This is a genomic window from Nitrospinota bacterium (assembly GCA_016217735.1).
Classification (GTDB): domain Bacteria; phylum Nitrospinota_A; class UBA7883; order JACRGQ01; family JACRGQ01; genus JACRGQ01.
The window spans coordinates 1-13,581 of record JACRGQ010000015.1; the positions used below are offsets into that span (position 1 = coordinate 1).

Here is a 13,581-nt window from a genome sequence, read left to right on the forward strand (position 1 = left end):
ATCTCGACGACGACGCCCGCGCCCACGGTGCGGCCCCCTTCGCGGATGGCGAACCGGAGTTCCTTTTCCATCGCTATGGGGTGAATGAGCTCGACTATCATCGTCACGTTGTCGCCCGGCATCACCATCTCCACGCCCGCCGGCAAAGCCGCCGAACCGGTCACGTCGGTCGTCCGGAAATAAAACTGCGGCTTGTACCCGTTGAAAAACGGCGTATGGCGGCCGCCCTCTTCCTTCGTCAATATGTACGCTTCCGCCTTGAACTTCTTGTGCGGCGTGATCGTCCCCGGCTTGCACAGCACCTGCCCGCGCTCGACGTCCTCGCGCTTCGTCCCGCGCAGCAAAAGGCCCACGTTGTCGCCCGCGCGCCCTTCGTCCAGAAGCTTCCGGAACATCTCGACGCCCGTCACCACCGTCTTCTGCGTGTCGCGCAGCCCGACGATCTCGACTTCTTCGCCGACCTTGATGATCCCGCGGTCGATACGCCCCGTCACCACCGTCCCGCGCCCGGAAATGGAGAACACGTCCTCCGCCGGCATCAGGAACGGCTTGTCGATCTCGCGCTTCGGTTCCGGCACATAGCTGTCAAGCGCCGCCAGCAGATCCCAGATGCACTTCGTCTTCTCGGGATCCTCCGGGTTGTTCATCGCCTGCAGCGCCGAACCCCTGATAACCGGGGTGATGTCGCCCGGAAACTTGTACTTCGTCAAAAGCTCGCGCACTTCCAGCTCCACAAGATCCAAAAGCTCCGGATCGTCGACCTGGTCGCACTTGTTCATGAACACCACCACGTACGGAACGCCGACCTGGCGCGCCAGCAGAATGTGCTCGCGCGTCTGCGGCATCGGGCCGTCCGCCGCGCTCACCACCAATATCGCGCCGTCCATCTGCGCCGCGCCCGTGATCATGTTCTTCACGTAGTCCGCGTGGCCGGGGCAGTCGACGTGCGCGTAGTGCCGCTTATCGGAGTTGTACTCGACGTGGGCCGTGGCTATCGTGATCCCGCGCTCGCGTTCTTCCGGCGCCTTGTCGATCTGGTCGAACGGAATGTATTCCGCCATGCCCTTCTTCGACAGCACTTCCGTGATCGACGCCGTCAGCGTCGTTTTGCCGTGATCGACGTGGCCGATCGTGCCGACGTTAACGTGCGGCTTTGTCCGCTCAAACTTCTCTTTCGCCATGGCTTACACTCCTCCTAGAAAGCTTTTACGCGTTCGCTTTTTCTGTTCCGGCGTGCTTGGCGATGATTTCTTCGCTCACCTGCTTGGGCACTTCCGAATATTTCTTGAACTGCATCGTGTAGGTCGCGCGCCCCTGCGACATCGAGCGCACGTCGGTGGAATAGCCGAACATTTCGGCCAGCGGCACCTCGGCGCGGACGATGCGGGCGTTCCCGCGGTTTGTCATTTCCATGATTTTGCCGCGGCGCGACGACAGGTTGCCTATCACGTCCCCCATGTACTGTTCCGGCACGACCACTTCCACGTCCATGATCGGTTCCAGCAGAACCGGGTTCGCCTTTTTGCACGCTTCCTTGAAAGCCATGGAACCGGCGATTTTAAACGCCATTTCCGACGAGTCGACTTCGTGGAACGAGCCGTCGATGAGATCGACGGAAACGTCGATCATCGGAAAGCCGGCGATGACGCCCCCTTCGAGGGCCTCGCGGATCCCCTTGTCGACGGCCGGGATGAATTCTTTCGGGATGACGCCGCCGACGATCTTGTTGTTGAATTTGTAGTGTTCGCCGGCCGCAAGGGGCTCGACGGTGATCCAGACGTGGCCGAACTGGCCGCGGCCGCCGGTCTGGCGCACGAACTTGCCCTCCTGCTCCACCTTCTTCTTGATGGTTTCGCGGTAGGCAACCTGCGGCTTCGACACGTTGGCGTTGACGCCGAATTCGCGCCGCAGGCGGTCGACGATGATTTCAAGGTGGAGTTCGCCCATGCCGGCGATAAGGGTCTGGCCGGTCTCTTGATCCACCTTCACATGGAAAGTCGGGTCTTCCTGCGCCAGCTTGGCCAAGCCGGTGCCCAGCTTGTCCTGCTCGGCCTTCGACTTCGGCTCGATGGCGATGGAGATGACCGGTTCGGGAAATATCATTCTTTCAAGAACTATCTGGTTGGCTTCGTCGCAGAGCGTATCGCCGGTGAGGGTGTTTTTCAGCCCCACCACCGCGCAGATATCGCCGGCGCGGACTTCTTTTATATCCTCGCGCTTGTTGGCGTGCATCTGGAGGAGGCGGCCGATCCGCTCGCGGTGGCCGTTGCCGCGGGTCGAGTTATAGGCGTAGGTGCCGGCGGCAAGAATGCCGGAATAGACGCGCACGAATGTCAGGTGTCCGACGAACGGGTCGGTCATGATCTTAAACGCGAGGCCGGCGAACGGTTCGTCATCCGACGCGACGCGGTGCATTTCGGTTTCCGAATCCATGGACGTACCGGCGACCGGCTTGACTTCCATCGGCGAGGGAAGGTAATCGGTGACGGCGTCAAGCAGGGCCTGCACCCCTTTGTTCTTGAAGGCGGAGCCGCAGATCATCGGCACAAACTTGAAACCGACGGTTCCCTTGCGGATGGCTTCCTTGATCTCCGCTTCGGTGAAATCGGTATCCCCTTCGAGGTAACGGCCCATAAGGGCATCGTCCGCTTCGCAGACGGTCTCAAGCAATTTCACGCGGTATTCCTCGGCTTGGGCTTTCAGGTCGGCGGGGATGTCGACGATTTCGAAGGTGGAGCCGAGCACGTCGTTGGCGGTGTAGATAATCCCCTTCATCTTGACGAGGTCGACGATGCCGGTGAAAGCTTCTTCAAATCCTATCGGAAGCTGGAGAACCAGCGGGGTGTGCCCAAGCTTGTCCTTCAGCTCATGGACGACGTTGAAGAAGTCGGCGCCGACGCGATCCATCTTGTTGACGAACGCGATGCGCGGGACATGGTACTTGTCGCCCTGGCGCCAGACGGTTTCAGACTGCGGCTGCACGCCGCCGACGGCGCAGAACACGCCGACCGCGCCGTCGAGAACGCGGAGCGAGCGCTCCACTTCAACGGTGAAATCGACGTGGCCGGGGGTATCGATGATGTTGACGCGGTGGTTTTTCCAGAAGCAGGTGGTGGCGGCGGAGGTGATGGTGATGCCGCGCTCCTGTTCCTGCTCCATCCAGTCCATGGTGGCGGTGCCGTCATGCACTTCGCCGATCTTGTGGGTCACGCCGGTGTAAAACAGTATCCGTTCCGTGACGGTGGTCTTGCCCGCGTCGATATGGGCGACGATCCCTATGTTCCGGTAACGCTCAAGCGGAGTGATTCTGGCCATGATTATTTTTTACCAGCGGTAATGGGAGAAGGCCTTGTTCGCCTCCGCCATCTTGTGGGTGTCTTCTTTCTTCTTGATTGCTCCGCCGGCCCCGTTGGCGGCGTCCATGATCTCGGAGGCGAGCTGGTTGGTGAACCCGCGCTCGGCGCGGTCGCGGGCCATGCTGATGAGCCAGCGCACCGCCAGGCTGGTCTGGCGCGCGGGGGCAACCTCGACCGGCACCTGATAGGTGGCGCCGCCGACGCGGCGCGACTTCACTTCAAGCATCGGGCGGGCGTTCTGCACCGCCTTTTTGAAAATCGGCAGCGGATCCTTGCCGGTTTTTTCCTTAACGATCTCCAGGGCGCCGTAGAGGTGCCCTTCGGCCGGGCTCTTCTTCCCCTGGATCATGATGGCGTTGACGGTGCGGGTGATCAGCACGTCGTTGTAAATCGGATCCGGGAGGATTTCCCGTTTAATGACTCTTCTTCTGCGCGGCATACCTTATCCCCTTTATTTCTTCTTTGCGCCCTTTTTGACATCCGCGGCGCCGGCGGCTTTCGGCCGCTTCGCGCCGTACTTCGAACGCGACTGCCTCCGGGCATCGACACCCTGGGTATCCAGCGTGCCGCGCACGATGTGGTAGCGCACGCCGGGGAGGTCCTTCACGCGGCCCCCGCGGATCAGGACGATGGAGTGCTCCTGGAGGTTGTGGCCGACGCCCGGAATGTAGGACGTCACTTCGTACTTGTTGGTGAGCCGCACGCGCGCCACCTTGCGGAGCGCCGAGTTCGGCTTTTTGGGCGTGGCGGTGTACACGCGGGTACAGACGCCGCGCCGCTGCGGGCACGACGTGAGCGCGGGGCTCTTCGTCTTATAGTTCAGTTTTTCCCGTCCATGACGGACAAGCTGGTTAATAGTCGGCACAATAACGGTTCCTCCTAAGTCTTTCCTCCATCACGCGGTATGTGCGCGACTTCTAAAAAGAAAAAAGGATTCTATGCAGACCGGGCCGTAATGTCAAACTTTTTTTATAAGTTTTTTCGGCCCCGCCCCCGGACCGGCCTTACAACAGCCGCAAACCGATGCCCGTCTATAGGTGCAAACAGGTGCAAAAGCCGGGATAGTATTGTATACAATGATGCCCGTCACCCAACAACCGGAAAGCTGGAAGAATAGCCGATGACCAAACGTTTACTGTTCGCCGCCCTGCTTGCCCTGCTGGCGGCGCCGCCCGCGACCGCATCCGCCGCGGCGGCGGATCAGCCACGGCTATCCCTTTCCGCCGACAAAAACAAAGTGGGGCTGGACGACACCCTTGAACTGCAGCTCTCCGTCAGCGGCGCCGGATCCTCTTCCGTGGGGGAACCGGCCATCGAGGGAATGGAGCATTTCGATCTGCTCGGCACAAGCAAAGGGGAGCAGCTTTCCATCGTCAACATGAACATCACCCGCGCCGCAACCTGGCGCTACACGCTCCGCCCCAAAAAGGCGGGGGAGACGGCAACCCTGCGCGCAAAAGTGCCGGTGGGGGGAACCAACTACCTTTCCGGCACGGTAACGGTGGAAACCACGCAAGGCGGAGGCGGGCCGGCACAACACCCTCCCGGCATGTTCAACCTCCCCTCCCCGTTCGGCGCGCGGAGCAACCGCAAAGACGATTTCATCCTTCAGGCGCGCATTACGCCAACGGCGGTATGGGCCGGGGAAGAAGCGGTCTACACCCTCGCCTTCTACCGGGGAGCCGATGTTTTTTCCAACATCAACTTCGCGCCGCCCACGCTTAAAAACGCGTGGATTGAACAGCCCGACGAGGGCGAGCGGCACGAAACGAAACCGGCCCGGCTGGGAGGACGCGGCTATGTGCTGACAGAAATGCGGACGCTGCTCTACCCGCTGGCGGCGGGGGATATGGCAATTCCCGCCGCCGCCGTTTCATTCCAGCCGGCTCCCTTCTCGCCCCCGGTGAGCATCAAAAGCAACGAACTGACGCTAAAGGTAAAGCCGCTTCCCGAAAAGGGGAAACCGGCCGGTTTCAGCGGACTGGTGGGGAGTTTCTCCATCGCGTCATCCCTCTCGCAAAAAAACGGCGCCGTGGGACAGCCGCTCACCCTCACCGTCACGGTATCGGGACGCGGCGCGTTGCACGCCATCCCGAAACCGGCGGATCCGGCCATCGACGCGGAACGGTACGACCCGGAAATTAAAGACTCCTTCCGCCGCGACGCGCGCGGAAGCGAAGGAAGCCGCGCCTTCAATTACATCATCGTGCCGAGAAAAGAGGGAACACTTGTCATCCCCCCCTTCAGTATCGACTTCTTCAACCCCGCGTCCGCCGCCTACGAAACGGCGAAAACCGCGCCGCTCACACTGCCGGTGGCCTCCGCTCCCGCGGGAAGCGCCACACCCGCCGCTCCGGCCGCGCCGGGGAAAAAATCCGCCGCCGCGGCGGACGAACCGCCATTTTACCGGGGACAGTTTTTTTACATGCTGCTGGCGACGCTGATGGTGGCGGCAATCGGCGCGAAGGTTCTTCATAACCGCCGCCTGGCAATCCGCCGCGACAGCGGCGCGGCACATGCGTTGCGGGCCGAACCGCTTGCCCGCGAGCGGCTGGCGGCGGCGGAAGAGCTTTTAAGGCGAAATGATACCGCCGCCTTCCTTGGCGCGGTGGAGCATGCCGTTCGCGGCTACCTCTCCGACCGGCTGAATATTCCCCCGTCGGCGGTCACGCCGGATGACATCGCCCGCCGCCTGCCGCCGGAAACGCGGGAACGTTACCGGGAATGCCTCTCGGTGTTACAGGTCTGTTTCGACGCCCGCTACTCCCCCGGCGTTTTTGAAAATCCCGCCGCCCTCCTGGAACGGGCTAAAAAGGCACTGACAATAGCGATGACAATAAAGAATTAGGGAAAAGCGGATGCTTCCGCCGAAGCGGAGCGCCACTACCCAATAAGTAGGTATTCCGTACGCGGCAGCTTCATCCCGTTCTGTCTCCCTCCGTAACAATCAAAGCGGAAAAAACGGCCTGTTGTTTTTTTGGTGTGCCGGTTTTATTACATATGGTAAGTTACCGTTACATGACCACCAAGACAACTTAAGGAGCAGCTATTGAAAGTTGATAAAAGCAGGCGGCGGATTACCATCCAGAACATTCAGGATTTGCCGACCCTTTCAGCGGTTATAACCAAGATGGTGGAGATGCTCGACGGCCAGGATGCCTCGCCCAAAGAACTGGCCAACCTGATCGAACAAGACCAGTCGATCCTTTCGGCGATCCTCAAACTCGTGAACTCGGCGTTTTACGGCTTTCCCCGCAAGATCACGTCGGTTCACCAGGCGGTGGTGATCCTGGGCTTCGGCACCGTGAAAAGCATCGCGCTGGGAACCTCCATCTTTAAGACGAAACCGCGCGGCGGGAAAAAAGAGGTTTTTGACCGCAATGCGCTCTGGATACACTCGCTGGGGGTGGCCACCGCCTCGAAGCTGATCGCGCAAAAAATCGGCCACGGGGATGCCGACGAAGCGTTTGTCGCCGGCCTTCTGCATGACGTGGGCAAAGTGGTGTTCGACACCCAGTTTTCCGCCGAATTCCGCGAAGTGGCGGAAAAGGCCGAGGACAAAAACATACTGATCCTCGAAGCGGAACGGGAAGTCCTGGGTTTGGATCACGCCGAAGCGGGCCAAATTCTGCTGTTTAAATGGCAGCTGCCGCTGCCGGTGGTGAACGCGGTGGGCTTCCATCACGACCTTGAGAAAGCCCCCGCCACATACCAGCGGCTTGCCGCCATCGTACACTTGGCCGATGTCATCTGCCGCAAGCTCAAAATCGGTTCCGGCGGAGACGCCCGACTGCCAAAAGTAGACCGCGGCGCCATGAAGACGCTGCATATCACCACGCCAATGCTGGAAGAAGCGCTGAAAGAAACCCGGGACCAAAAAGAACTGATCGAGCAGTTTGGGGATTTGTGATGAATGAGAAAACCGCCAGCGCCTCCGCCAGCCTCCGGCGCAGGCTGGCAACCGCCGTGCGCGAACGCGAGATGTTCGCCCGGACGCTGGCCGAGGCCAACGCCCGCTTCGCCGAAAAGGTGAAGGAGCTCTCGATCCTCCGCCGCATCGGCGACTCCATCAGCAACAATCTGGACGAACGGGCGGTCTGCGAAAGCCTGGTGAACATTATCACCTCCGAGATGACGGCTGAAAACTGTTCCGTGATGCTGTTGGCGGACGGTGGCGGGCATCTGATACTCCGTGCCGCACAAGGGCAAACGGATCACGCGCCCCGCTTCTTCGACGCCGCCGATCCCAAAGCCCCCCGCATCCCCATCGGCAGCGGCGTGGCCGGCATGGTGGCGAAAACCGGCAAGCCGATGCTGGTGCAAAACACCGCCGAGGACCGGCACTTCAAAAAAATTCCCGGCCGGCTCAAGAACATCAGCTCGCTGCTCTGCACGCCGATCTCCGGCGAAAAAGGGACTGTCATCGGAGTGCTGAACCTTTCGCACCCGGACATCGGCCAGTTCTCGCGGGAAAACGAGCAGATGCTGCGCCTTATCGTCAACCACGCGGCGCTTGCGTTCAACAACATCCGGCTCTTCGCCCGCATCCACAAATTCAATGAGGAACTGGAACAGGCCGTGTTAAAGCACACCGAAGAGCTGCGCAACTCCGAAGGCAAATACCGCGCCCTGATGCAGCAGGGTTCGGAGGGGGTCGTCATCGCCGGCCGGGACGGCGCGATACGGGAATGCAACGCCGCCGCGGGCGTCCTGACCGGCCGGAAACCGGCCGCTTGGGCCGGACGGAACATCGCCGCCATGATGCCGGATGCCGCGCCGGTCATTTTGAAGAATCTGGGAACCGGCGCGCCGGCCAGCCATGCGCCAATCACCGTGGAAACCGTATTGCGCGCCACCCGCGGCAAGCGGGGAACGCCGGCGAGCATCGGCGCAAGCCTGATCCCGCTGGCGGCGGGGCCGGTCATCCACATAACCATGCGCGACATCACCCAGCGGGCGCTGCTGGACGAAAAACTGCGGAACTATTCGCACGATCTGGAGGAAGAGGTGCGGCGCCGCACGGCGGAACTGAAAGCGGCGCAAAACGAATTGATCCAGGCGGCGAAGCTGGCCGCGCTGGGCGAACTCGCGGCGGGCGTGGCGCACGAGATAAACAACCCCCTAGCCATCATCGCCGGCTACGCCGAGGACCTGAAAGACCGCATCCTGAAGGGGGAGTCTCCCGGCAAGACCACACTCATCCGAACGCTGGACTTGATCGCGGAGAGCGCCCAGCGCGCCCATCACATTACCCAGGAAATCCTCGATTTTTCCACGCCGCGCGCCACCCGCATCGCGGCGCACAATATCCGGGAACTGCTGGAAACATCCGTGACAATGGTGTGGCCGCGCCTGAAAGCCCGCGGAATTTCCACGATACTGCGGGGAAACGCGCTCAACGGCGAAATATGCACCGATAAAAACCAGATCGTGCAGGTGATGATCAACCTGCTCAACAACGCCGCCGATGCCTCGCGGGAAAACGGCGCCATCACCGTCTCCGCCCGCCGCCGCGGCGGCATACTGGAAATCACCGTCATTGATGGGGGCGATGGCATTCCGGAAAAACTTATGGGGAAGATTTTCGACCCCTTTTTCACCACGAAAGAACCGGGCAAAGGGACGGGCCTGGGGCTTTCCATTTCATACCGCATCGTCCAAAAATTGGGAGGGCGCATCACCGCCGCATCCCGCCCAGGAAAAACCGCTTTCACCGTGCTGCTGCCCATTGAGAGCCGTGACGGCGGCGATTCCGCACAGAGGAAACCAAAAAATGTCTGAAAAAATAAATCTGTTAGTGGTGGACGACGAAGGACCGCTACGCGACCTCCTGGTGGAGCGATTCTCCCGGCATGAGTTTAGCGTCGCCGGCTGCGCCAGCGGGGACGATGCGCTCGCCGCTGCGGCCAAACAGGAATTCGACGTCGGCATCATCGACATCCGCATGCCCGGGATGGACGGCATCGACCTGTTCCGCGCCATCCGGAAAACCCAGCCGCAGTTCGAGGCGGTGGCGCTCACCGGGCAGGCCACCATCGACAACGCCATCGAGGCCATGAAACTCGGCTTTTACGATTACCTTGTCAAACCGACCAAGCTGTACGAGCTTGAAATAATCGTGCGCAAGGCGTACGAAAAGAAAATGCTGGCGCTGGAAAACATGCGCCTGAAAAGCCGCATCGGCCTGCATGGCGTCCACCACGAAATCGTGGGTAAAAGCGAAAAGGCGCGCGATATCCGCGCACTGATCGGCAAAATCGCCAACACCCCCGCGCCGGTTCTTGTCGCGGGGGAAGCCGGCACCGGCAAGGAATACGCCGCCCGCGCCATCCATCAGGCGGGCATGCCCAAAGACGCCCCCTTCATCACCGTCAGTTGCGGCGCCATCCCGCACGGCATACTGGAACCCCAGCTTTTCGGCCACGAAGAAGGGGCCTTCACCGGCGCGGGGGGAAAAAAAGAGGGTTGGCTGGAAATGGCGGATGGCGGCACCATCTTCTTCGAAGATATCGAGGGTCTTCACCCCTCCACGCAGGTCAAGCTGCACCGCTTTCTCGAATCCGGCGCCTTTCAGCGCATCGGCGGCAACAGCGACATCGGCGGCAGCGCGCGGGTTATCGCCGGCACACAGGCCGATCTGCGCGATCTGACCCTCAAAAAAATGTTCCGCGAAGACCTCTATTACCGGCTGGGCATTGTCACGCTCCAGATGCCGCCGCTGCGCGAACGCAAAGAAGACATTCCGGAGCTGATCGACGCCTTCCTGAAAAAAACCGGCAATAACGATAAAAAGTTCAGCGTCAAGGCGGTGAACGCCATGTTGAAATACGACTGGCCGGGCAACCTGCGCGAGTTGAACAACGTGGTGGAACGGACGGCGCTGCTTGCCTCCAAAAAAACCATTCAGGCCAAAGACATTCCGCTTTCGCTGGAAAAAAAATCCAAGGGGAGCAAACTGCGCCATCTGATGTCGCTCGCGGAAGTGGAGAAGGAACATATCCTCTATGTGTTGGGCGCCTGCGGCGGCAACATCTCCCGCGCGTCACGCATCCTGGGTGTCAGCCGCCCGAAGCTGTACCGCAAAATCGGCCAATACAAGACCGGCGGCAAGAACGGCTGATCGTGGAGCGGCGAATAACGAAGCCGCGGGCGGGAAACGCATTTTACCGCATGCCCCGCGGGCTTGGGGGACAACACTCGGCGCCGGTGGTTTCCACCTCGATGGTGGCGTGTTCGATGCCGCTTTCGCGGGTGACGGCGCGGATGCGCCCTTTGAGTTCCGCCACCTCCGCCGCCGTCAGCGGTGTTTGCGTCATGACGTGCAGGCTGACGACGTGGTAGCTGCCGTCCATGCTCCAGACGTGCAGGTCGTGCAGGCCGCATATTCCTTCCAGACTCCCGATGCGCTCTTCCAGCGCCGGGAGGCTCACCGATTCCGGCACTCCCTGCAAGAAAAGGATGCCGGTGCGCCGCAGGTTTTTGAGCGCATTCCACAGCACATACAACGTGATGACCGCCGCGAGCAGCGGGTCAATCACCGGCATCTCCTTGACAAGCATCACCGCTCCCGCCACCAGCACCGTCAGCCACCCAAGCACATCCTCAATGAGGTGCCACATCACCACCCGCTCGTTCATCGTCCTTCCTTCTTTCAGGCGCAGGACCGCCGCGCCGTTCACCAACACGCCCACAACGGCGAAGAGCAACATCCCCGAAACGTTGGACGGCTCCGGATGCAGGATGCGCGGCACGGCGTGGGCCAAGATGATGACGCAACCGAAGGTAAGCAGCGCGCCGTTTGCCAGCGCCGCCAACAGCGAAAAACGGCCGTAACCGTAGGAGTACGCGCCGGTTCGTTCGCGGCCCGCCATCCGCGCCATGTACCACGAGAGGCCAATGCCGAAGGTATCGCCCATGTCATGCACGGCATTGGAAAAAATGGCGAGCGAATTGGTGTAGAACCCGCCGCCGATTTCAAAGCAGGTGAAAAAGAGGTTCAGAAAAAACGCGGTGCGAATGGTATCCGATGCCGCGCGCCCGGTTCCCCCTTCATGGGGATGCGCGTGGGGGTGATGGTGTCCGCCATGTTCCATGTTGCCGCCCCAAAAAAAGGGGGGCGTGGTGCCGCCCCCCGCAGCCGTATTACGGGGTGAAGGTGTTTTCCACTTCGATTTTTTCCATTCCCATGCAAGGGACCGGGCAGGCGTCGATGCAAAGCCCGCAGCGGACGCAGTTTGTTTCGTCCATCACCATGTAGGTGAACCCCTTGTTTTCCGCCACCGGTTCGCCGCCGTTGGGACGGACGCGGACGTAATCCTGCTGCAACATGAGTATGCAGTTGTAGGGGCAGACGTCCACGCAGTTGTAGCAGAGAATGCACATCTTGCCGTCTATCTGCACGTTGAGGTTGCAGAGGTAGCAACGCTGCCCCTGCCAGAACACCTCTTCTTCGTTGTAACCCAAATCCACTTCGGCCATTTTGTGCTGCCGCGCGGCTTGATCCAACGCCGGTATGTCTTGGCGCGGGATGAGGTCGAAGACATTCCCCTTGACCGTTTTCCACTCCTTGTAACTTCCCAGTTCGGTCTGCCGCCAGACGGTGCTGGCGGTCTTTTCGCCGTGGCGGCCGCGGCCCATGAGCGCCCGGTCGATGGCGCGGGCCACTTTATGCGCGTTGCCGATGGCGGAGATTATGTCGCGCGGACCGCTGATGTAATCGCCGGCGGCGTAGACCTTTGGCAGGTTCGTGGTGAAATTCTCCCGGTCCACGGTGAAGCCGGGGCCGGGCAACGCCATGTCCGGGCTTTGACTGATGGCGGCGATAACCATGTTGCATTTCATGGATACGATGGCGTTCGGCACGGGCACGATCTGGCGGCGGCCATCGGGACCGGGTTCGGTCAGCCGCATCCGGCTGAAAACAACGCCGTCCACTTCGCCGGCCGCGTTTTTTTTCACTTCGATGGGGGACATGAGGTACTGGAAGTCGACCCCCTCCATCGAGGTCTCGCGCATTTCGCGTTCGTCCACTTTCAGCTCGTTGCGCGAGCGGCGGTAGACCACCGTCACCCTGGAGGCGCCCAGCCGCAACGCGGAGCGGGAACAGTCCATCGCGGTGTAACCGCCGCCCAGCACCATGACATGCCCCTCGACCGCCTTGATTTTGCCGCTGTTCACCTGGGCCATGAAGTCAAGGCCGTACGCAATCCCCTTGGCGTCGTCCCCCGGCACGTTCAGCTTCGCCGGCACCATGCTCCCGGCCGCCATCACCACCGCGTCGTAGTCTTTGCGCAACCCGTCCAGCGTGGGATCCTCGCCCACCCAGCGGTTGGTCTTGATGGTGACGCCCAAGTCGCCGATCCGGTCAATCTCCTCGTTCAGTTCCGCTTCCGGCAGGCGGAAACGGGGAATCCCGTAGCGGAGCATGCCGCCGGCCTGGGGCATCCCTTCATAGATGGTCACTTTATGTCCCCAAAGCGCGAGATCCATCGCCAGCGCCAGTCCCGCCGGGCCGCTGCCGGCGATGGCCACTTTTTTCCCGGTGGCGGCGGCCGGTGTAAGTTTCGGCGCATCCTTTTTATAGTCGGCGCCGCCGCGCTTCAGCCAGCAGATGGAAACGGCGTCCCCCATGCCGGGAAAACCGTGGCGGCAAGCGTTTTCACAAGGGTGGGCGCAGACGCGGCCCAGGACGTGCGGCAAAACGTTGTCCATCAAGTTTATTTCGTAGCATTTGTCATAATCGCCGCGCGCCGCCGCATCGATATATTCCGGTATGCGGGTGTCGGCCGGGCAGGCCCGGCGGCAGGGGACGTTGTCCTTGTACCACTCGATGTCGGGATCGGAGCAAAAGTGAACTTTATCGGGCGCGGTTTTCACGCGCACCACTTCGGGTATTTCCCCTTGGCCCTGGGGGACACGCGCCATGATCCGGTAACGGTTTTCCATTGTCTGCTCCATCGTGATGGTTAAAAAACAGAATCCCCGGTCCGCGCTGCCGCGCACACGCCGCGGAAACCGGCCCGCTCAATCCTCCGCACTCTATTAAAGCCGCTTTGCGCCCGTTTTTCCAGTCCCCTCGCATGGCGTTGTTGCGAGCACATTAACCGTCCGGTGTAGGAGCACATTACCTGTCCGGTTATATAAAACGTCCATGGAGGCGTTTTATGAGAAAGACGATGTTCGGGCAGGAGGTGTTACTCATGCGATTTCAAGAAGCGCATAGCGG

10 protein-coding genes are annotated in these 13,581 nt (G+C 60.9%); 4 read left to right on the forward strand and 6 right to left on the reverse strand.

The genetic code is table 11. From position 1 onward, the window contains the following. The 4 genes from tuf to HZA03_02340 all read right to left on the reverse strand — a co-directional run. Positions 1-1,181 (reverse strand): elongation factor Tu (tuf, locus tag HZA03_02325; GenBank protein ID MBI5636786.1); only part of this gene is annotated, 1,181 nt, incomplete at its 3' end. A gap of 25 nt (positions 1,182-1,206) precedes the next feature. Further along, on the reverse strand, positions 1,207-3,315 hold the full coding sequence (gene fusA, locus HZA03_02330) for an elongation factor G (protein ID MBI5636787.1): 2,109 nt from the start codon (positions 3,313-3,315) through the stop codon (positions 1,207-1,209). 9 nt (positions 3,316-3,324) lie between these two features. Next, the gene (rpsG, locus tag HZA03_02335; GenBank protein MBI5636788.1) at positions 3,325-3,795 is read right to left on the reverse strand and encodes a 30S ribosomal protein S7; all 471 of its coding nucleotides are present in this window, start codon (positions 3,793-3,795) and stop codon (positions 3,325-3,327) included. A 12-nt stretch (positions 3,796-3,807) separates the two neighbouring features. Beyond that, entirely contained in the window at positions 3,808-4,221 is a 414-nt protein-coding gene (locus tag HZA03_02340; protein ID MBI5636789.1) for a 30S ribosomal protein S12, read from the reverse strand. 255 nt (positions 4,222-4,476) lie between these two features. Here HZA03_02340 and HZA03_02345 point away from each other — a divergent pair, with 255 nt between their 5' ends. The 4 genes from HZA03_02345 (at position 4,477) to HZA03_02360 (ending at position 10,476) form a co-directional block, all read left to right on the forward strand. Continuing rightward, on the forward strand, positions 4,477-6,204 hold the full coding sequence (locus HZA03_02345) for a BatD family protein (protein ID MBI5636790.1): 1,728 nt from the start codon (positions 4,477-4,479) through the stop codon (positions 6,202-6,204). A 201-nt stretch (positions 6,205-6,405) separates the two neighbouring features. Beyond that, positions 6,406-7,266: an HDOD domain-containing protein gene (locus tag HZA03_02350; GenBank protein ID MBI5636791.1), complete on the forward strand. Its 861-nt coding sequence runs from the start codon at positions 6,406-6,408 to the stop codon at positions 7,264-7,266. Beyond that, complete coding sequence (locus HZA03_02355; protein ID MBI5636792.1) at positions 7,266-9,137, forward strand: GAF domain-containing protein; 1,872 nt, start codon at positions 7,266-7,268, stop codon at positions 9,135-9,137. Before HZA03_02350 ends, HZA03_02355 begins: the two co-directional genes overlap by 1 nt. Then, entirely contained in the window at positions 9,130-10,476 is a 1,347-nt protein-coding gene (locus HZA03_02360) for a sigma-54-dependent Fis family transcriptional regulator (protein MBI5636793.1), read from the forward strand. Before HZA03_02355 ends, HZA03_02360 begins: the two co-directional genes overlap by 8 nt. Before the next feature lie 43 nt (positions 10,477-10,519). Here HZA03_02360 and HZA03_02365 read toward each other — a convergent pair whose 3' ends face one another. Both HZA03_02365 and HZA03_02370 read right to left on the reverse strand, forming a co-directional pair. Beyond that, positions 10,520-11,449 carry a cation transporter gene (locus tag HZA03_02365; GenBank protein ID MBI5636794.1) on the reverse strand — a complete coding sequence of 310 codons (930 nt, stop codon included), beginning with the start codon at positions 11,447-11,449 and terminating at the stop codon, positions 10,520-10,522. 49 nt (positions 11,450-11,498) lie between these two features. After that, on the reverse strand, positions 11,499-13,301 hold the full coding sequence (locus HZA03_02370; protein MBI5636795.1) for an FAD-dependent oxidoreductase: 1,803 nt from the start codon (positions 13,299-13,301) through the stop codon (positions 11,499-11,501). Positions 13,302-13,581 lie beyond the last annotated feature (280 nt).